General features: G+C 47.2%; 20 protein-coding genes and 1 pseudogene. 2 read left to right on the forward strand and 19 right to left on the reverse strand.

All coding sequences use genetic code 11. From position 1 onward, the window contains the following. Positions 1-32: 32 nt before the first annotated feature. The 11 genes from A0G03_RS06710 to A0G03_RS06760 form a co-directional block, all read right to left on the reverse strand. A complete protein-coding gene (locus A0G03_RS06710) occupies positions 33-926 on the reverse strand; it encodes a hypothetical protein (protein ID WP_048258618.1) in 894 nt (297 codons plus the stop codon). A 73-nt stretch (positions 927-999) separates the two neighbouring features. Continuing rightward, the gene (locus A0G03_RS06715; RefSeq protein WP_048258617.1) at positions 1,000-2,961 is read right to left on the reverse strand and encodes an ArdC-like ssDNA-binding domain-containing protein; all 1,962 of its coding nucleotides are present in this window, start codon (positions 2,959-2,961) and stop codon (positions 1,000-1,002) included. Between the two features lie 62 nt (positions 2,962-3,023). Beyond that, a complete protein-coding gene (locus A0G03_RS06720) occupies positions 3,024-3,509 on the reverse strand; it encodes a hypothetical protein (protein ID WP_039310474.1) in 486 nt (161 codons plus the stop codon). Between the two features lie 70 nt (positions 3,510-3,579). Beyond that, positions 3,580-3,852: a hypothetical protein gene (locus tag A0G03_RS06725; protein WP_011092214.1), complete on the reverse strand. Its 273-nt coding sequence runs from the start codon at positions 3,850-3,852 to the stop codon at positions 3,580-3,582. Beyond that, positions 3,849-4,286: a hypothetical protein gene (locus tag A0G03_RS06730; protein ID WP_223250551.1), complete on the reverse strand. Its 438-nt coding sequence runs from the start codon at positions 4,284-4,286 to the stop codon at positions 3,849-3,851. The genes A0G03_RS06725 and A0G03_RS06730 overlap by 4 nt, the downstream gene beginning before the upstream one ends. A 17-nt stretch (positions 4,287-4,303) precedes the next feature. Further along, on the reverse strand, positions 4,304-4,519 hold the full coding sequence (locus A0G03_RS06735; protein WP_039290461.1) for a hypothetical protein: 216 nt from the start codon (positions 4,517-4,519) through the stop codon (positions 4,304-4,306). A 102-nt stretch (positions 4,520-4,621) separates the two neighbouring features. Continuing rightward, positions 4,622-5,035: a RadC family protein gene (gene radC / locus A0G03_RS06740; protein WP_011092212.1), complete on the reverse strand. Its 414-nt coding sequence runs from the start codon at positions 5,033-5,035 to the stop codon at positions 4,622-4,624. 207 nt (positions 5,036-5,242) lie between these two features. After that, positions 5,243-5,647: a hypothetical protein gene (locus A0G03_RS06745; protein WP_011092211.1), complete on the reverse strand. Its 405-nt coding sequence runs from the start codon at positions 5,645-5,647 to the stop codon at positions 5,243-5,245. Between the two features lie 88 nt (positions 5,648-5,735). Next, entirely contained in the window at positions 5,736-6,209 is a 474-nt protein-coding gene (locus A0G03_RS06750) for a hypothetical protein (RefSeq protein WP_048258614.1), read from the reverse strand. An 81-nt stretch (positions 6,210-6,290) separates the two neighbouring features. Continuing rightward, the gene (locus A0G03_RS06755) at positions 6,291-6,617 is read right to left on the reverse strand and encodes a hypothetical protein (protein WP_048258612.1); all 327 of its coding nucleotides are present in this window, start codon (positions 6,615-6,617) and stop codon (positions 6,291-6,293) included. Between the two features lie 79 nt (positions 6,618-6,696). Next, positions 6,697-6,972 carry a hypothetical protein gene (locus A0G03_RS06760; protein ID WP_131701679.1) on the reverse strand — a complete coding sequence of 92 codons (276 nt, stop codon included), beginning with the start codon at positions 6,970-6,972 and terminating at the stop codon, positions 6,697-6,699. A gap of 439 nt (positions 6,973-7,411) precedes the next feature. Here A0G03_RS06760 and A0G03_RS21740 point away from each other — a divergent pair, with 439 nt between their 5' ends. Then, positions 7,412-7,702: a helix-turn-helix domain-containing protein gene (locus tag A0G03_RS21740; protein ID WP_072061991.1), complete on the forward strand. Its 291-nt coding sequence runs from the start codon at positions 7,412-7,414 to the stop codon at positions 7,700-7,702. 7 nt (positions 7,703-7,709) lie between these two features. Here A0G03_RS21740 and A0G03_RS06765 read toward each other — a convergent pair whose 3' ends face one another. The 5 genes from A0G03_RS06765 to A0G03_RS06785 form a co-directional block, all read right to left on the reverse strand. Continuing rightward, a complete protein-coding gene (locus A0G03_RS06765; RefSeq protein WP_048258610.1) occupies positions 7,710-8,600 on the reverse strand; it encodes an integrase domain-containing protein in 891 nt (296 codons plus the stop codon). A gap of 1,105 nt (positions 8,601-9,705) precedes the next feature. After that, the gene (locus A0G03_RS21950) at positions 9,706-10,686 is read right to left on the reverse strand and encodes a hypothetical protein (protein WP_053075288.1); all 981 of its coding nucleotides are present in this window, start codon (positions 10,684-10,686) and stop codon (positions 9,706-9,708) included. After that, the gene (locus A0G03_RS06775) at positions 10,673-12,571 is read right to left on the reverse strand and encodes an HsdM family class I SAM-dependent methyltransferase (protein WP_048258608.1); all 1,899 of its coding nucleotides are present in this window, start codon (positions 12,569-12,571) and stop codon (positions 10,673-10,675) included. Before A0G03_RS06775 ends, A0G03_RS21950 begins: the two co-directional genes overlap by 14 nt. Before the next feature lie 244 nt (positions 12,572-12,815). Then, complete coding sequence (locus tag A0G03_RS06780; protein WP_048258607.1) at positions 12,816-13,820, reverse strand: Abi family protein; 1,005 nt, start codon at positions 13,818-13,820, stop codon at positions 12,816-12,818. A 179-nt stretch (positions 13,821-13,999) separates the two neighbouring features. Then, the gene (locus A0G03_RS06785; protein WP_048258606.1) at positions 14,000-14,926 is read right to left on the reverse strand and encodes a hypothetical protein; all 927 of its coding nucleotides are present in this window, start codon (positions 14,924-14,926) and stop codon (positions 14,000-14,002) included. Positions 14,927-15,234: 308 nt separating this feature from the next. On the opposite strand from A0G03_RS06785, the gene A0G03_RS06790 reads away from it, so the two are divergent. Further along, positions 15,235-15,660 carry a hypothetical protein gene (locus A0G03_RS06790; protein ID WP_048258605.1) on the forward strand — a complete coding sequence of 142 codons (426 nt, stop codon included), beginning with the start codon at positions 15,235-15,237 and terminating at the stop codon, positions 15,658-15,660. Between the two features lie 60 nt (positions 15,661-15,720). On the opposite strand, the gene A0G03_RS06795 is transcribed toward A0G03_RS06790, so the two are convergent. The 3 genes and pseudogenes from A0G03_RS06795 to A0G03_RS06805 form a co-directional block, all read right to left on the reverse strand. Further along, entirely contained in the window at positions 15,721-17,259 is a 1,539-nt protein-coding gene (locus A0G03_RS06795) for a conjugal transfer protein TraG N-terminal domain-containing protein (protein ID WP_048258604.1), read from the reverse strand. Continuing rightward, positions 17,256-17,627 carry a hypothetical protein gene (locus A0G03_RS06800; RefSeq protein ID WP_048258603.1) on the reverse strand — a complete coding sequence of 124 codons (372 nt, stop codon included), beginning with the start codon at positions 17,625-17,627 and terminating at the stop codon, positions 17,256-17,258. The genes A0G03_RS06795 and A0G03_RS06800 overlap by 4 nt, the downstream gene beginning before the upstream one ends. A gap of 2 nt (positions 17,628-17,629) precedes the next feature. Then, a pseudogene (locus A0G03_RS06805) lies at positions 17,630-19,027 on the reverse strand (integrating conjugative element protein). Between the last annotated feature and the right edge of the window lie 28 nt (positions 19,028-19,055).

Consider the following 19,055-nt stretch of genomic DNA (forward strand, 5'->3'; position numbering starts at 1 on the left):
TTCCCCTGCCGGATAAAAAGTTAAGTAATCAATCAGGCAACCAGACGTAATGCTGGCGCCGGTGAGTGGTTATCAAGTTGCAGACGTCGGCGTTCGTCACGCAGCCAGGCTATCGCCTGCCGCACAACCTCACCGTAATCTGTCGCAGTCAGTTGATTCACATTCGCGACATCTTTCTGAACGGAAAAGCGTCCAATGATGGCGCCATTGTGGTAGTGGATCCGGCTCTCCAACGCAACGGGGTGTATCTCGCGGCGGCAAACCCGTTTGACGAACTCAACAGTATCTGTCGCACTCACGCTATCTGGATTAACCGCCCCCAGATTCACCGTGATAAACCCAAAATCCGTATCAAAACGCCGGACAACCCGTTCATCAACGTCACAATGCCGTTGCAATGCGGCCAACTTCGCCACACAGTGCTCTCCCGTCTGTGCCAGGGCACGACTCAGCCACGCTTCAAACCGTGACCAGTGCTGCATCGTTTGCGCCAGCTGCGCACGAGGGATGATGTCATCAGTATGTCGATCGCCCTGAGCCGTCAGCCGGATAAAATCAGCATCCGACAAATCCAGTAATGCCGACGGATCACCTGGTAATAAACAGTCAACCCGACCGCTACTCTCCGGAGACGTCCTCGGCAACAATCGTGTATTACCGCTTGCTGTGGCCAACGCATCCAGCCCCAAAATCCACAGGGTCAAGATGCGCTCACTCAGTTGACAACGCGCCCGTAGCTGGCGATTGCCTGGAATGTTATCGAGCATAAATTGCATGACCGGTAACAACCGCTGGCTATGAAACACAATGTCGGTATTCAGGTAGTCCTGCAGATCGTTACTGATATCGATTTGCCACTCATCCTGATGGAGAAAGAGATTCATCCCCTTCAGGTATGTCTGTTTAATAAACTGATCTGTCAGCATGATGCTCCTTACAAATAAAGTAAGGGCGCTTCCCTTTCCGGGAGAAACGCCCGGTTGGGGTTAAATTGTGGTATCAGGCGATTTTCTGTTGAGCTTTTCGCTCCTGTTCACGAGCCCATTTACGTTCCCAGCCAAACATCATCCAGAACGGGGTTCTCCATGTTTGACGGAACGCCATGCTTAAGCTGTTCCCGACAATCACCATCGCAGGTATGCCACATAACGTCAGTTGCACATACGCCATCATTGCCGCAACGGGATCGATATCGACACAAACGGCCATCATCTGTTTCTGTGGATTAAATCCCGCTTCAAGCATGGCTTGTGCCATCGCCACAACCAGGCCACCGGCTCCGCACGCAGGGTCTGAGACAGTAATGAAATCCCGTTCCCCACTGGTTAGCGCAGGCAGACCATCAGCCAGTTGCATTTTCGCCATCATGTAGCCAACAGAATACGGCGTGAAATACTGACCTCGTTGATGATCGCCAAGCTCGAGTTCCATGAACACAGAGCCAAGAAAATCTGAGGCACTGAATTCCATTCCCTCAACTAGCGTGTTGAACAGTAACGGTAAACGGTTCTGATCGGCTTTCTTGTAACGTTTTATTCGCCGCATGTAATCATCTTCGATTTCCTGCACAAAATGGCACCGGTTATGTAACGCCGCTGCCGACATGTGAATAAAATCGCTGAATACCGTCCAACGGTTCTCATACGGTGCAATTTCCTGAAACTGGCGGATAAACGTTGCCCGGTGTGGATTGGGACGCCCCTGGTTTCTTACCCAAGGGAGCGCGGCGAGATTTCCCGGATCATCCGGGTCATCTCCTTCTTCCTCATCGTTGGCTGCAACCTCATCGACCGATTCGGCAGACGGTGGCGGCAGCAACAAAGTGCCAAGCTCCGGAGCCTCCAGAACGACGTCGCTATCATCGATGTCGCTGGCGACACGATGAACAGCCAGACTTCCGGGATTCAGTGAGAAACGCGCGAATGCATCAGCAACGCTATTCAACTCTGGTGTGAACAATTCCGTCTGCATATCACACCGTGGCCAGTCGTAGATTCGGGCCAGCGCATTTACCGCATTGCCCGGTGAAATGTCGTAGCGCAAGTGCTGATGCACCACGCTGTCACACACTAACGTCGTGTCATCCAGTTGCTGGCCATAGTGAGTGGTTAACAGATGTGCTGCCAGTCTCTGCCAATGCTGAACATCATCGAATGGCAATGTGGTCAACCGCTGTTTTTCCAGCCAGTCAACCGCCTTGCCTGCTTCAGAAGCAGATTTAAACAGTATCCACGGGTCTGAACCCAACTCACCATTCCACATCGGCGTACCAGCAAGAGGTATCCCTGCCAGTGCGGCAAGAAATGCACGCCCCACATCAGCAACAAGACTCTCTTGCAGGTATTCATCCAGTTCTGGAACATCACTACCCGTAAAACAACGGCGCCCCAGTCGAGTTGGATGTCCCGTAGCACTGACGAGCAACGCCGTCAGGCTATCCAGATTACCCTGATCGCTATCAGGTAATTCGATACGGTCACTTTCAGAGAGATAAACCGCCGGACGTTGTCCTCGATACAGTACCGGGACCTGAGATGCGCGTTGCCATTTCTCTATCCGTTCCATACCTGGGACCGGTGTCGGAGGCCATGGCCACCCTGCTCGCAGCTCCGTTGGTAACCCGTCACACTGCTCGATATTGATAACCCGAAACAGCGAAAGTGACGGCTTGTACCTGACGATAGTTGTCGGACGCTGTCCCGGCGTTATCCTGCCGCCCAGAGAACGCAGGTCATCGCCGGTCAGCCAACGGTTTGATATCAAACCGTTTTGTAACGTTGATTGCCAGAGCAATAAAACGTTAATACCAGTGAATAACTGTCCGCTTAATGCGTGAACGGGTATGCCGTGACGAATGATGCTTTGTTGCCACGGCACCGTACCGACGTTGATACTCTGCATCAGTCGTTCGGTTAACAACCGGCAAATATCACCGGCATCCGTCAATGTGAAAGTTTTCATAATGGTCTCCATCAAACGGGACCATCCCCTGAGGGATGGCTCCCTCAGGGAAAAATCAAAAATCAGAGTACAGTGGTGAACAGTTGCAGGATCGCGTGACCCGCAATAACCGCCTGATGGCACAACTGCACAAACTGCTCGTGATGAAGATAGGCCCAGATGACAGAGGATGTAATTATCCCCGTTGCTGACATGGCCATCAGGAACTGGTTACGCCGGCGGCGAAACAGCGCCTCTTTATCTGCGACTTGCGTATGCAAAAATAGCCCCAACGTCTGAAGCTCTGCAAAACGGCCGAACTCTTCACGCCGCAGCGCTTCACAGGCCGCATCAAAACGCTCCAGCTCCGTCGGATGTTGATCCTCAAGAAATCGGCGATAACCACCGTCACGTATCGTGTTGTAATGACGGTCAAACTCAGCCTGTAACCAGCTATAAAAATGACTGCGCGTGCGCTCAATGACACCTGGCTCTCGCGTCAGCGACTTCATTGCTCCCTGTGTCGCCTGGGCCGACTCGTGGTGTTCATTAGTGGTTAGTAAACTCATGGTATGGACTCCGAAAAAAAGACGAGTCCACCCCTGCGGGTGTCCCCGTCAGGGTTAATAAGATGCTGTGTTAGTTTGTCAGGCTGATATGAATAACATCATTCTCATGGCGCAAATGAAACTGCTGCCATAAGGGTGTCGTTCTATCACCGTCACTGGGTAAACAAAAAATACCTGTCGTTACTTCTGAACGTGTACTTGAAGCCAACGCTTTCAATGCATGATGAATCAGACGATACAATCGCTCTGTCTCGCACGCAGGCTCGGGCGTAAACGCAACGAGTCTTGCCCAAGTGCTGTCATCAATCGCAACGGCCGGAGAAGATTGCAGTCTATCCATCATGCAGCTTCATCATTCTGAGCCGCTGACGAAATCGTCACAATAGCGGGTATTCGCTCAGATTTTGGACGTTGACGCACATTCCGTAACAGCTTCTGGTGCATGGCCAATGCGGAATCAACCGCGTCGTCTTCGCTATCCATGTACCGTTCACCGTAAAACGGTTGAGCTGTCTCCTCGCCGAAATACAGCAGTTCGACACCAGGCTTATAGCGGTGCCGGTGTTGCAGTACGATGGCTCGGCCACAGCACTGGTGATCGTCAGCAAGCAGCCATTTCCCGGTATAAATTATTCGATGAGCGGACGACTCCATCGGTTCCGAACGCTGACGCCAGGTCTGATAAAGCCAGACAAGCGCTCGCGCAGACAATTTGCTCGTCCAGCGCACGATGAACCACAGCCCTGTAAACAGAACAATTAGTATGTGTAAAGTCATTGACATAACCGATCCTTTCAATGGATTAATCCGCGAAGTAGCAGGACCAGCGCTAGAAGCACCAGGGAACCGGCGACTTTCAGCAGCGTGAGATAACCGAGCAGTTTCAGTAGTGCATTGCGATCGCGCCGAAAACATTCCCGGCGTATCAACTGACACAACGCGTCTTCCTGCTCTGGTGTAAACGAAGCGCTCGGAACGAGATCCTCTTGAGTGATATCAATGTGAGACATGAACTCTCCTTTTTGGTAATGAAAAAAAGGGAGAGTCATCCCGTAGCGGGAGAAGACTCTCCCCATGGGGTAACATCTGATTAAACGAAAGTGTTTATGTGGTTATAACCAGCCACGTTCGGCAAATGATACGATTTCGCCGTGGCCAACAATGATGTGATCCAGTACCCGCACTTCAATCAAAGAGAGTGCGTTAGTCAGTTTCTCGGTGATTTGTCGATCGGCATTGCTGGGTTCAGCATTCCCCGACGGATGGTTATGGGCAAAAATGACCGCAGCCGCATTCAATAGAACGGCACGTCGGACAACCTCATGTGGATGAACCTCAACACTGTTAATTGTTCCGGCGAAAAGGAATTCACAGGCAATTAATCGATTTTGATTATTCAGGAACATCGCGACAAAAACTTCTCGTTCAATATGCTCCAGCTTGAAACGCAAGTACGCTTTAACGTCCTCAGGAGACGTCATGGCTTCCCGTTTTCTGACCTTACGTTCAAGAAGCGCCAATGCCATATTGATGACTCGTGCTTCACGCTCGGTATAAACGCTCGCGTGAGGGGGGGTAATTCGCTCATAAAAGACCTTTTACGGGCGAATGCTTTCCCCCTGGTGGCGGAAAGCATTGCCACTGGGGGAAAGATAAAATTATCGTAGGTCGATAATTGACGTAAAACAGGCTATCAATGCATCAAACCTTAAATGCATCAGTTGCATTCAATTTCAATGGACTCGACTGAGCCACTTAATGTAGCTATCAAAATCGCCGCATTCCTCCGGGCAAGAAGAGAATTCCCGGCAGGAATGCTTACCTTCCAGAACACCATTCTGAAAGGGTTTGTCCCAAAATCCCTGACCAATTTTTTTCCCTAATAAGATCACATCATTAAAATAATGACTGTAATTCTCAGGGATAAAATTCAGCCCAAAGGTTTCGCCAAGACAGTGCGCGATTTCGAAAATCTGATAATCATTGTCTGTAAAACCATCATCATCAGGTGAGCAGTTGATTCGAAGTGTCTCGAATGCATCAATCTCCATCAATTTTCCCTCTATGTCAGAAATCACACACAGCAGGTCAACGACAGAATGACGATTACGAGCAAGACGATTAAGTAAAGTATTCATAACGGATAAATCCTCTCTTCAATTTGAAAAAGGATTTATCCCCAACGGGATAAATCCCGCATGGTTTGAGTAACGATATGGCGGCCAGTCAGTAGAACGTCCGGCCGTCATACCAGTTGCGTTCAATATCTAAACTGAGCGCGTAAAGGTAGTAATCAATCAGCCAGATACTGGCGTTCGGGCTCTCATGCACTTTCGCTGCATCTTTCAGCCCCTTATTGAAATAGCGCTGCCAGAAAATGGCATCAACAGAAAGACTGGGATTGAGAACCTCTGTGAGGTATTTTTCGATAAACACCGGAGGCAACAGATTCAGGCCAATAATTTCACCGACCTGCCGTGCAACCCACGCTATCTTTTTTTGGTTAAGTGTCATCAGCGCCAAATCATCCCAGTCAATCGTATCGATACCAAGACGCATGAGCGCAGTCGCTTCCATCAGTACAGATTCAATGTCAGAGACAATCCTGATGAGGCCTGTTGTGGAACGCTGTAGAAATTCGTCGTCCCGCCGAAGACTAGCCAAGCGCGAGACGAAAGGTTTCGTATTGAAATCGTGCATCGATAAATCCTTTTTTCGGTTCAAAACGAAAAGGGATTTATCTCCACATGGGGATAAATCCCCGTGTGGGTATGAGTTACGTCACTGGAAGCGATAACGCAGCGTTGCTAACTGTTTTGCTAACAATTGTGCAGCCTTGATTGCCTGGTGACGTTGTGGAAACGTATTATCGGAACAAGTATGAGCGTCAAATCGGTAAGATTTTGAGCCTAACCAACCGGTACGACTTTCTACCTGATAACTCCATCCGGAATTACTTCGAGAAACTTGCGCCCGAAAGTTCATATGCCCAGAGCGATTCGGTATCCATTCGCCGATAAACCCATCATTGCGCTGCTGAGTGTTTTTCTTCAGCAACACAGACAGACGTTCAGTGAAATTAATCGTACGACGTAAGACCATTTGCATGATGTTCTCCTGATAGAAACGGGAGAACATCTCACCCAAGCGGGAAGATATTTTCCCGTTGGGTTGCCTGCTTAAAGTTTTAGAAAGAGTCTTTCGGATACGCCTGTTCTGTCGAAACCGTAACAGATTCGACGATGGTACCTGTCGGTTCATCTTGCTGAGGCTTATGTTGGAAACCACCGAGTCGGCTCAGATACAAAAAGCAGCAAACGGCGACAACACTAGCCCAGATGAGTAAAAATTGAAGGAAGCTGTAGGTCTTGTAAACATGCTGCCGTGTCTTCACTTTTTTCTTCAGTGAAAGCAACAATTGACCTGCCCAGTATCCGTCACGATATGCAGTAGAAGAGTTCATAGTGGTTGCTCCAAAATACAATATTTGGAAAACCACATCCCTGCCATCGGGAAGTAGCTTCCCGGAAGGGTTGATAGATCGGTAGTAGAATCGGACCTTCATCACCACGCTCGCAACGGCGTTTAAACTACCTGGTGATATCTGCTTCCAAAGGCGGGCAGATTTACCACACGCAACTGAGCGTGTTCTTCCTTACAGGCTACAGAAGTGTTCTTTTGTGACTACCCGAAGGCGATCCTCACAAGCCACTGGATCATTGGTGGTCGTCAGAAGAGACGACAGATTAGCCTTTCCAAAATACTAAAATATGGAATTAGATTCAATATATTCTCGACCATCCCTGTGTCATTAAATTATTCGTGTCAGATACGAATAAAAAATTGAACCGTTTGCAAGAAGAATATTTAATCGTATCCGATACGAACAAGAGGGAGGTAGTATGCGTATTTCAAAAAACCAACGTGATGTCTTATTTTTACTGTATGCAATTGAACAAAAAAAATGTCATCAACATTTTGTAACCGTCACTGTGCTATTCTCAATGATAAATAAAAACCGTAGTGCGTCATTATACTTAAATCACTTAAGAACGTCCTGCCATACTCTACATAAAAATGGTTTTGTTGAACAATACAGAGATGAAGGATTGAAATTGTCATATGCGTTAACAGAAAAAGGAAGATTGGTTGCTTTAGCGATTTACAATGAAATGGTCAAACAATCATCTTGATCCTTTCTCACTGAGAGGGATCAGCTTTATTATAAACGCGGGCAACATAACGACCTCGACCATCACCGTGACCTAAATCCATAGAAACTAATGCGTCAGCTTCCTCTTTGCTGAATCCTTTTTTAATATGTAATTTTGTTGCATCTTGGGTATAAGCATATCGAAGGCTGTGAGGTGCATATTTACCAACAAGCCCTGCATCTCTAACGGTATTACGATACCTTTCAATTGCCAAATGCAAAGCAGGACGATTAATCAATCGACCGTTATTTTCGCTCGCAACATGTATTGCATTATTCACTGCACTGATTAACCTGTCCCTTTCAATAATGGTGGTATCTCTTGGCCGCCCTCCTTTCGTACCAAAAACAATGCGAACTTTCTCATCACCATTTTGCAACGCCTTCTGCCATGTTTTAAGGGATTTAACCGACTGAATGGTTTCCTCAGTCCGCAAACCAAGAAAACGGGATAATTCCATTGCTGCAGCTGCGCCAGCATCAGCCGCCCTCACTTTTTCTAAAATGCTTTGATATATACTATCTGGAATAGCAACTTTTGAGCCGTCACGACTTGCGCCAGAAATTCCTAACGATCTATTACTCAAGCTCTCATGCTCCGGGTTAGCCATAATGGTCTTACCCGCTGCACGCAAAATTGATCGTATTGCTGACATTTCATTTTGCAACGTCCTGATTGAAATTTTCTCTTCCTGACGGCTTCTGATATACATTTCAATATGACGGGGCTTAATATTCTTTGCATCCCTAATCTGCACATTCAAGCTCTTTAACCTTTCCGCAAAACGATCGGCTATTTTCATACGGTCATTGAGTGTTTTAAAACTGCCACCACCGTCCCGCGCTAACGTCACAAGATTCTTATTTAACTTAGCCATATGAGTCCTCCTGATCCAATGAAGTGAGTTATGTATTCCGTCCGTGTGAACGGAATACATAACTCACCGACTCCCTTTTGAAAGAGAGCTAAAATAGGCACTTCATCCCCGACGACACGGTTTGATTTTGCGCATCCTGCGTCTCAGCAGACATCTGTGCATCGGGGGCGAAATGTTGAATTGTTGCAAGGCACCCTGGGTGTTACCCATTCGCGGCTTACGCCGGGCTGACTTTCGTCAGTCTACCTCCACACGCCAGTTATTGCTGGCGTCGCCATCGATGTCGTGCTGATTACCTCCTCTATCTAATAGAAATGTCTTCATGATGATGTCTTTCATGCATTCGGACTGTTTGTTAAATGAACGACCATTAAACGGCTAGTAAAACGTCTTTATACGTATTAAAACCGTTACTACGTGTTGGTCAGATGGTAGAAGAATCGTCTATCGGGCAGTGCGTAAGCTCTGACCGTATACGCGCTGCGCGCGTCACTTGGTATTCGCGTTGCTCATGCACAAGTGACGCCGCGCAGCTTCGACCTTCCATTGCGTCTCCCGTAAGCGGCCAAATGTACCAAATGGCCTTATACGTGCGTGCAAAGGGCGGACGTCGCTCTAGACGTATTCGTATCTTGAATCGTGCGTAAAATAGAAAACCTCGAACAACATCAAATAGTTGCTGAAGTCATCAGGCTGTACTCGGTAAGACGAGCCAGTATTTGAGTAGATAAACGAACCTTCATCACCACGCTCGCAACGGCGTTTAAACTACCTGGTGATATCTGCTTCCAAAGGCGGGCAGATTTACCACACGTAACTGAACGTGTTCTTCCTTGCAGGCTACAGAAGTGTTCTCAGCCACCCGAAGGCGATCTTCACAGGCTGACAGATCATTGGTGATCGTCCGAGCGGACGATGGTACAGCGAAAATTATATTAACAACGCGATTCGGGATCGTCAAATAGTTACCCACATACCCACCGACAAAGTCGGCTCGACACTCGCCGACCGCTCCCGTTCGCCCGCGCCTTTGGTGAGCGCGGACTCACTGGCTTATTTTTCCGTGGATATGTGGATAGCATATTAATAATGCTCTTCATACAATTTAACGTGCTGAACTACTTATAACCTGTTCAGTTATCTGAGATAATGCCCCGTAAACCCAGTGAGGAACTGAGTCCCGTGATGGCACTAATAGATCTTTAAGTGTTCGGTTAGCCTGCCGTCCATAACTAAATTTATTGCGATTCTGCCATATACATGAACAATAATATAATAACTCCTCGCGAGACATTTCAAATAACGGTCGAAGACAGGCCACATGAAAACCCGTATAAAATGGGGTTTCCTGATAAAAGGTAGATAACACACCATTACCACTTAAAGCACATGTTAACTCTCCTGCTGATGCAGGCGGCATAGAGTAAATCGGTGCCACATAAGAGGAAATCCCATTATCACCCATTTTCCTTGATACAAATGGAATACCACCTTCACCTTTACTCAATAATCTAAGTCTGTTTAATTCCAAAGAATGTCCATAACGGACATCAAACAAATCTTGGATACGAACCAACTCCAAGACTTTACTTTTTTCAATATATGTTTTTTTATCTTCTTTAAATCTATTTATTGAATCAAAAATGGATATATTATCCAGTTCAGAAAACCATTCTGGAGCACTTCCAGGAACATTTATCTTTCCAAGTCGTTCTCCTTTAGGCTTTCGCCCATAAGAAAAACGATAACGGTTCATAGTAATACAATGAGCATAAAATATTTTCTCTTGAAGGGCCATTTCTCTTTTTGGTAATAAAACCGAAACATTACTGTTAGGCACAAAATCGAAACCTGAAACATATGAGTACGTATGACTTCCTTCACCGTCTGTTGAAACGAATATAGTTCCTCTAGGATAAATATGATTTGGCTTAATAGCGTTTTTTTTAACCCAACCAGCAATGGTCCTTTGTTGCGTACTTGCAGGTCTTATATAAGGTACAGAGTCGATGACAGGTTGCGCTAACACCTCGACATTATTGCTGGCGACGCCATTTCTAATATAAAAAAGATCACTCAACTTCATGTTCCCCTCCTTCTGATGTCGGATTAATCTGCACATCAAGCATTAAATTAAAAAGCAGATACCTTTTAATATCTTGCTCAAATATTTCCTTCGTCAACGAGGAGTAATCGGTTTCGATATAAGCCTCAGCACACCATTCATCGCTTGCTGAAACTTTGTATGTAGCGCTTTCTCCTGGATGAACTTCGCGATTACGATACATCTCGATCCAGCGATCTCTTATGCCAGACCATGTACCATTAGAATCTATTCTTCCTTTATGCTTAGTCTTAATAAAACCATCATCACGCCAATAGCCAAACCAGGTTTTCCGATCTGAATATTCATGAGGCTGGCCTGCAATCCACACCATAATGCAAGTAACAACTCCCACTGAATTAAACAATTCTGGCGGCATCGACATTACGGCATCGAGCGTATGATGTTTCAGTAATTCTTCTCTTACCGGATTAGGAGATATGGCACAAGACATTGGAACAATAGCAATACCGATAGAGCCAGGCTGAAGGCAATTCAGCATCTGCTTCACAAAATACAGCTCATGGAGTTCCGCATCACTTTTCGATTGCGCATAAGGTGGGTTTAGCATTCCAACATTAGGCTTCATGCCTTTTACTGAGCGAATTATCGCATCATCAAAACAACTGGCTTGGTGCAGGTTGGCTTTGCCATCACCACGGAGGATCATATTGGAAGCAGCCAGGGCAAACATTTTTGGACTGTTTTCTATTCCTATCAGCCTATTACGACGAATATCCTGGCGTTGCGCTTCTGTCACCGCCTTTTTCAGCATGTGTTGCATGGCTGAAATCAGAAAACCGCCCGTGCCGGCGCATATATCCAGGACCCGCGACTCAGGCCCAACATTTGCCAGCAAAGAGAACAATTCTGAGATATGCCCAGGTGTCAGTACGATACCGAGTGCTTTTTTATCACCAGCGGTGTACTTTAAGAACTCGCCATAAAACTGGCCAACAACATCAAAATCATGATAAATGTTGATATACGGCCAGACATTTTCACAAATTCTCCGAATAATCTCTTTAAACACGCCTCCAGGATACTCTTTTGCCGTTCTACTGTCAGGACGTCCCAGATTGGGGTGTACTGCTATAGAGGTGTACGGCTGCAACATCGTGTCTTTTTTCGCCTGGGGGATCTCTGCCTTATCCAGTTCTTTTTTAATCGCCCCCAGCCAGGCATCTTGCAACTCCCCTGCAGGCAGGCTGTCAAATGTCTTCATGAACGTGACATTCATTAGTGCGATTAACGTTCCACTGACCAACAAAGGCTTATCTTCTTCGGAAACTTTAGCTTTAGCCCAGATGAGTTCATGAAGCTCACGGGAGAAGGCAAGCAGATCAGCATGGCGTTTTTTCGCAACATCGGGGTCAAAAGAAGCCAGTCGGTAATAATCATCAAACGGAAGCAGCTCCATCACTGGAGCACCTGATTCATTGGTAAGAATTTTCGTTTCTGTCGTTCCTGCAGGAACCAAGAAGCTGGAGATTTTCATTGAGCTGGTTGTTTCACCACTGACAGCGACGGCAACAACGGTATAGTCCTTTGCCAGATGTTTGGCATAGTGCAAGACACCATCTACAGCGAATTCAACAGGTTTATTTCCAGTCTGGCTTTCGTGCTTTCTCACATCATGTTTACACTCGAAGACAATGAGAAATGCCGTATCTTTCAGGTTAGAAATAATAAATTCAGGGTATCCTGCATTCCCTTTTGCATTTTTGCTTGCTTTAGATAACAAAGTTTTAACTCTGGATATTTCAGACTTTTGCTCTTCAATGCTGATCCCGTTGTCTGCGCCATAGTAACCAAGTCCCCTTAACGTATCTCGTACCAACCCTTCCGTTACTCGCTCATTTGCCATACTGATAATCCGGTGTGTTTTAGTGATGGTTGTACATAACACATGGATGTTACTGACCATTCATTCGATCGCAAAACTTAATTTAGCACGATAGAGAGAGGTAGCCTGCTGATTCTGCCTGATGTCACACCGGATTATCAGTGTGGTATGTAACCTGCATGCCCATCTTCTACAGATGTAAGATATCAATCTGACCCTCGGAACGGGCTATTCCTTTTTTCATAGCTTATTTTTTAGATTGGGGTTATTTTTCCTGCCGGATAAAATCCGGTCCTATAATGGCAACAACATTTCCCCGTGTTGTCAGTTTCAGAATTTTTTTCTGGCGCAGCATACGCAACATCTTTCTGAGCTCTCTGCTACGTCGGACATTTAGTTCCTCCGTTACCAACCCCCGCCCAATGAAGCTATATAATCCATCCTGTGTGGCCAGCGCCTCGAATCTCACATGATGCTCTTCAGCAATAAAAGAGGCATGCCGTGCTGGGCTTATCCAATACAATGCCTCCAATATGTCGTTCCATGCTCGGCGGAGCAACTGTAATGATGCATTTAAACCATAGACCGGGCGGCTATAATCGGGCTTTCCAGTCGCAGAGTCCTCCTCTTGAAATTTCCAGATAGCTTCGTGATGGGCAAGTCGGTTGCGTAGATCACGTATGCGAGTAAATTTTTTCTCCAGAACATGACGAGGGGTCCCAGCAGGTGCTCCGAGGAAAACCTCCGGTAGTAACTGAGGCCACAGCAATGAACGATTTCGGGGTTCATCATAAGCGTTGGTCAAAAAATTGGTCCAGAAACCGAAATCCAGTCCAGAGATGACTCGCTCTGCCGTTGGCATTTTTCCAGCATCACGAATGCGACTGGATACTTTACGAATACAATCTTCTTCCCAAGCTGTTTTGTTGTACACTGGTTTCTCGCGACGATAAATAACCTGACCCTGTGAATTTTTCTTGTAGCGGTTTCCCTGCCGTATCCATGTCTTATCACCAATGTAACGTGGCAGATCAAATATCCAGTTAGCATCAGTACGCCAGTGAGTTACGGCTCCAGGTAAAGGATGGCGGCGAATAGCATGATCGATGGCATTGCGTAGCGTTACCTCAAGGCAGTGCATCAGTGGTTGCATCGCACCAGAGAGCGCCTTATTCCAGTTATACCCCCCAAGCTCTTCGCCTGGCTTTAGCTTCAACACATCAGTGTAAATTTTTAGCCTTTCGGGTGAGATATAGTCTTCCAGTTCCATACTGCCCTCCAGGGCCTTAAAGTCAGTGTTGACGTGGACAACAGATACTGTTAGATTTCACGCATCAAGGCGCGGATTTCTTCGGACCCGTGCGTATTAAGTTAGTACCGGAAAGGCCACCCTCGCGGTGGCTTTTCTCGTTAATAATCCACGAATTATATTCTTGGCTTCACAAAATATTACAGACTTTGACTCACTGTTCGAATAAGAGCACGAGCCACTTGTTCGAGAGAGACAGGATTGTCATCTTCAGCAACACTATTTGAATACAAATGCATCTCACTGATACGAGCACGGAACCGAAAGCCAATTGATGGTTCAGAAAGTCCCATTGTAGTCACAGCCTGATAGTCTGTGTCGGGCAACAGCAATCGGCGCTGAAGTTCTGGGAATGAAAATGTCTTCTGAGGTTCATTAACATTGTCACCAAGGCAAATAAGGACACGCCAGGCACCATAATTATATTCCCTAGGCTGCCAGATGTTTACTGTCACATTTTCATCTGTCCAACTGAGTGCACCAGAGACTGGAGACAATTTCTTGAGGACACGAATTTGGTCAATATGAAGGTAGAAGCGATGCTGGCGATCTGGAAGAGGCGAATAAAAAATATTTCGCCAAGCCTCGTCAATAATATCTCTGCCGCAGCTCGCTAACTCTGAAAAAAGGCAAAAGGTCACTGAGATACCGCGCGGAATCCGTTTATTGCCAGACAGAACCTGGTCAGCTCGCGGAATAAGGAATGGAACATTGGCCATCAGAATACGACGCAGATCTTCCTCGTTGCCAATGTTCAACAGCCGACGATACTCCTGATTCCAGTAACTGACTTGTTCCGAGTGAAACTCTCCGTCAAGCAATTCCGCACCAATGTGAGCAGCAATTTCATGGTCCAGCGATAATACGAGGCTATTCTTCATCCCGAAATTACGGATATGGTCACTCAGGCTCTTCTCAAGAAATTCCTTAACAAACGTCGCTTTCGGTTTACCTGCCAAAAAAGCCAGATCGGTGATAGTGGAATCCAATGGAGGCGACACATTACGCAGGGCAATCGTGATACTGTTTTCATTTGCCCCTTGCGGTAAACGGGGTTGTTTCGTCATATGGCACACCCTGAATCAATTTAATATTGTTTTGATTTCACTAATCTACACTCAACAACAATCAATCACAACAAATAGTGCACGATTACATTAAAAGGGTACGATTATATAAAATTGACACCGTTAAGGATTGGCGGCATACTGGCTATAAAGTCGGAGTGGGATAACTGTCCTCCTTGTTTGAAGCCTGTTTTATAACAGCAAGAGCTCTGGCAAAGCAGTATGTACTTTCTTTTTATTTGATGGATTTGCGCCCTTCACTAGACTAAAATGTAACCATGAGATGTTCCATTGAGAAGGATATTCAGATGCAAAGCACAGCAAAGAACCAAGCCTATCAGCGTGGACTCAAGGCTGCAGGTATCTGGAAAAGCACCAAAAACCGCCTGAAACAATGGGATGCGACCTGTGTTGCATGGGCTACCAAACACCATCTACCCGAGCTGATTGGGCATATACCTGTAGTCGCAGGGATTGTGCTATTCGTATCTGGAGTCTTACTGGGCGGAGCGATTCTTTCTGCCGTTCTTATCTTTGCAGCAGGATTAGCATCTGTAATGAGTCGAGGTAGCGTCAATCGGCCTACAGAGCAGAGTCATGGTTCAAGTGAATACATTGATCCTCCACCACTAGACGTATCGAAAGAGACTGATTACTTTGATTTAAGCCACCCTCATAATGATCCAAATTATCACGGATGTCCTTATGGTGGTGATGTTAAAAACTATAATTAATAAATTACAGAAACAACTTTAGAACTAAAGGGGAGCTCACGCTCCCCCTTTCATTTTTGACTATTTCAAGCCCTCATTAACTCCTCCGGCGAATGAACTGATTCCCTTTGATGCTGCACTCCCCGCCTGTTCAGCAGAACTCTGAGCTTTAGACACTCCAGTACCGATCGCATTTGACATTACATTTCCTATATTTACGCCAGCCCACGATAACGCACCAATCCACACCGTAGGCAGAACGATGAACATCGTTCCCATCACAAAGCTCATGACCATATCGTCAGAAGTATTCTGAAAGCCAGCCAGATTAAATCGGCTGTGGGTATCTGAGCTGTAGAGCGCTTCAAGCAGCCAACTGTCGAGCCATCGTGCCAGTTCCCACCAGAATGTCAGGAAATTCAGCGCGAATATCACGAATGTTAGAGTAATCACGACCTTGAATTCATAGACACCAAAAGCAAGGATCAGCGGTAACATGACATACGTGGCCATCAACAAAATAGCCTGAACCATCGGTAACGCCTGGCGCATCGCATCAAACGCCGGAAATGCCCCCAAGCTTCCTAACGCGCCGCCGGCAATAGCACCAAACCGATTGACGGTATTCATCGTGGTGAAATCCGCATTACCACCATAGCCTGCGTAAACCTGCCCCCCCTGAGAGATATTTAGGCTCTGAGGACTCACCAGTCGCCTGATTACTGCTTCTTTATAGTCAGCCGTGCTTTTCCCCATCATTTTCAATGCGGCAGAAAGACGCAGCCACATGCCTGGGTCAGCTTGATTGACGACCCTATCCTGCAAACCAGTATCTGCAGTGGACCACCATTCATTACAGGTAGGATAACCACCCCGTCCTGTATTCGGTCGCCCGCTGTCCCTGGCATCGCTCCAGGGAAAATTTGACCGCGGCATTTTTGAGTTCAGTTCACCATAATAGCGGGAACGAAACGTTGAGCTGCCCAGCCATTCAATGTCCTTCAGCACATCCTTATCCGTTGTGGCACCCTGATCTTGCTGTTTCCACGTATATAACGCGAGCGCATAACAGTCGTTGGTAAAATCCTGAAGCTCTTCAGCCAGCGCCGGATTGCTGATATTGGTTCTCTGCACCTCAAAACGAACCTGGCGCAAATCCGGGCGACAAGGAATGGTCGCGACTGCAGCCTGCGTCACCCCTTTTGACAGGCGGTGTACAACGGCCCACCAAAAAGGTACCGCAGCCGTCTGATCATTGAGGCTGGACACTACGCTCGAATACCCACTTTCATCCGGAGACAATGGTGTCCAGGTTCCACACGTTTTCGCTCGAGACGTATCGTACTGCATGGTACTCAGGCTCAAATTAATCAACGGAACGCAGCAGGCCAACATCACAAAGAACCCACCGTACAGTGCGTTTTCGATGCGGGGTAGCGATAGCATTCCTTTGTTTCCTTCGTCCTCTCCTTCTTCCCGGACCTTCATCCAAATACCAACTATTTTAAAGGCCAAAGGTGCAGCAAATAGTCCGGTACCAATCAGGATGTTCCACAGGCCATTATTAATGACCCAACCCAGCAGCGTCAGAAAATACTCGAAATAGCTGTTTGTGGTCATCGCGTCATTCCTGTGTCGATATACATGGCGTATTCACACGCCAGTAAAAACATCACACTCACGATGGCCATCCGTCTCAGCGGGGCTTTATATTCCGGCTTACATCCAGGGGCATGCCAGATTTTCCAGAACCCCCATCCCAGTACGCTATACAGCATCAACCGCCAGACCAACCAGCCAATGCTCGTTCGCTGCATCCAACGACGAAGGGCTAAGAATTCATCTGGATATGACACACCGATATTCGCTATCAGAAACGCAATAAGCATAGATCCAAAGCCAAGTGGCAACAGGAGTAGCAACACTCTGGTTGCCTGTCGTAGCCGTTTAAAAACAGGCTGAGACTGTATCTTTTTAGATTCAGGCATAATTATTTACCCTGAACAGGGGTAGTCATCTGATTGACGCGCATATCCGTGTTGTCCTGGATTTGCTTCTGCGGATTGGTTTCTACGCGACTATTTTCCCGCTCAATGATGGTCAGCACCGAGTTACGTGCCAGCTCGCGTTTGAGTTCCATCTCATTCTTCAGCGCATTAATTTCCCGATCGAGCGATTCAATACGCCGAGTACCCTCATCAACTGCTGCTTCCTGAGCTGCGGCATTTGGCTCGGACATACCGGTCATCAGCATACGGCGCATCAGTAATGCCGTCTCGACCGTATCCGCCATCGCCAGTTCGCTGGCAAGCCGGCCAGTTAACGCCGCGTTATCTGGGTCACGTTGCAACGCCTGGATAACTCCACTGGTGATAGTAAGACTACCTGCCTTCAGTTTGGCCAGGTTCGCAGCAGTCGGTTTCTCTGCCCCATTAACCATTTTCACCAGTTGTTCAAGGTTGGTTTTCGTTGCCTCTTCCAACATGGGGGCAAACCCGGTTCCCGCCTGAGTAGTTCCGGGTTGTTGGCCTTCATCCCCACTGGTGCAGTCAGTGGCAACCTTACACGTCCGCATCGAGCGATCGCCAAGCACCTGGACGACAGCTTTTGCGGCTTCCTCCGAGTTGGGGAATTTCTGACAGACTGAGCCAGTGCAATTGCTGGTACTGACGGAAGATGTACTCAACGCCGGCTGGCTATTCATCATGTTATAACCGGCTGCGGCCAAATCGTGTGTTGGGCGAATAGCTGGCTGCCCTTTACCGCCACGTCGCTGGCCACCAATCCAATTTTGGCCGTTATTGCCAGTCAGTTTCTGGGAGTCATTATCCGTTTGAATGGCATCCGCTTTTCCGCTATTAACCAGTTGCTTGTATTCATCTGCCTGTGCGGATTGCGTCCATTTGCTGGAATCCGAAAAATCCATCATCCGTTTAGTCATGTTTTGGCAGTTAAACATGGCCTTATCAAATGCGACATTTGCCTGTAGAACACCGTTAGTCAGCATGTCATAGAGTCCCGGGCTCGCTCGTTAAATAATGGCACCAGGTAAACTGGAGACCGCACCGGTCGCCCCCTGAATGACTTCCCCCATCAGGTTTTTGTATCCGGATGTCACGCCATTCAACTGATTGCCGACCGTCGTTTTCAGGTCAAAATTGCCACACTGCAAATCAGAACTCCAACCGAGATCAACACCCAGCTTCTGCATACTGATACGCGTCGCCGGCTGCGAAATCACAGAACCGCCACCGAGCGTATAAAAGAGTTTATCTGACACAGCACCACTGACGTCAGCCCCATACCCTAGCGCTCCGCTGTTCGCCTGGGGTAAATTGACGTTGAACTGATCGGCCAGAACGCACGGCGTAACCCATTGCAGACCCATAGCCAACACGCAAAATTTCATGTTCATC

It is taken from the genome of Pectobacterium peruviense, assembly GCF_002847345.1.
Taxonomy (GTDB): Bacteria; Pseudomonadota; Gammaproteobacteria; order Enterobacterales; family Enterobacteriaceae; genus Pectobacterium; species Pectobacterium peruviense.

Coding starts and splice junctions, on each gene's coding strand:
- A0G03_RS06735 (WP_039290461.1), bottom strand. CDS start 4,519: ATGTCTCACATTGATATCACTCAAGAGGATCTCGTTCCGAGCGCTTCG.
- A0G03_RS06760 (WP_131701679.1), bottom strand. CDS start 6,972: ATGAACTCTTCTACTGCATATCGTGACGGATACTGGGCAGGTCAATTG.
- A0G03_RS06780 (WP_048258607.1), bottom strand. CDS start 13,820: ATGGAACTGGAAGACTATATCTCACCCGAAAGGCTAAAAATTTACACT.
- A0G03_RS06720 (WP_039310474.1), bottom strand. CDS start 3,509: ATGAGTTTACTAACCACTAATGAACACCACGAGTCGGCCCAGGCGACA.
- A0G03_RS06725 (WP_011092214.1), bottom strand. CDS start 3,852: ATGATGGATAGACTGCAATCTTCTCCGGCCGTTGCGATTGATGACAGC.
- A0G03_RS06755 (WP_048258612.1), bottom strand. CDS start 6,617: ATGCAAATGGTCTTACGTCGTACGATTAATTTCACTGAACGTCTGTCT.
- A0G03_RS06765 (WP_048258610.1), bottom strand. CDS start 8,600: ATGGCTAAGTTAAATAAGAATCTTGTGACGTTAGCGCGGGACGGTGGT.
- A0G03_RS21740 (WP_072061991.1), top strand. CDS start 7,412: ATGCGTATTTCAAAAAACCAACGTGATGTCTTATTTTTACTGTATGCA.
- A0G03_RS06745 (WP_011092211.1), bottom strand. CDS start 5,647: ATGAATACTTTACTTAATCGTCTTGCTCGTAATCGTCATTCTGTCGTT.
- A0G03_RS21950 (WP_053075288.1), bottom strand. CDS start 10,686: ATGAAGTTGAGTGATCTTTTTTATATTAGAAATGGCGTCGCCAGCAAT.
- A0G03_RS06750 (WP_048258614.1), bottom strand. CDS start 6,209: ATGCACGATTTCAATACGAAACCTTTCGTCTCGCGCTTGGCTAGTCTT.
- A0G03_RS06785 (WP_048258606.1), bottom strand. CDS start 14,926: ATGACGAAACAACCCCGTTTACCGCAAGGGGCAAATGAAAACAGTATC.
- A0G03_RS06715 (WP_048258617.1), bottom strand. CDS start 2,961: ATGAAAACTTTCACATTGACGGATGCCGGTGATATTTGCCGGTTGTTA.
- radC (WP_011092212.1), bottom strand. CDS start 5,035: ATGGCATTGGCGCTTCTTGAACGTAAGGTCAGAAAACGGGAAGCCATG.
- A0G03_RS06730 (WP_223250551.1), bottom strand. CDS start 4,286: ATGACTTTACACATACTAATTGTTCTGTTTACAGGGCTGTGGTTCATC.
- A0G03_RS06790 (WP_048258605.1), top strand. CDS start 15,235: ATGCAAAGCACAGCAAAGAACCAAGCCTATCAGCGTGGACTCAAGGCT.
- A0G03_RS06710 (WP_048258618.1), bottom strand. CDS start 926: ATGCTGACAGATCAGTTTATTAAACAGACATACCTGAAGGGGATGAAT.
- A0G03_RS06775 (WP_048258608.1), bottom strand. CDS start 12,571: ATGGCAAATGAGCGAGTAACGGAAGGGTTGGTACGAGATACGTTAAGG.
- A0G03_RS06795 (WP_048258604.1), bottom strand. CDS start 17,259: ATGACCACAAACAGCTATTTCGAGTATTTTCTGACGCTGCTGGGTTGG.
- A0G03_RS06800 (WP_048258603.1), bottom strand. CDS start 17,627: ATGCCTGAATCTAAAAAGATACAGTCTCAGCCTGTTTTTAAACGGCTA.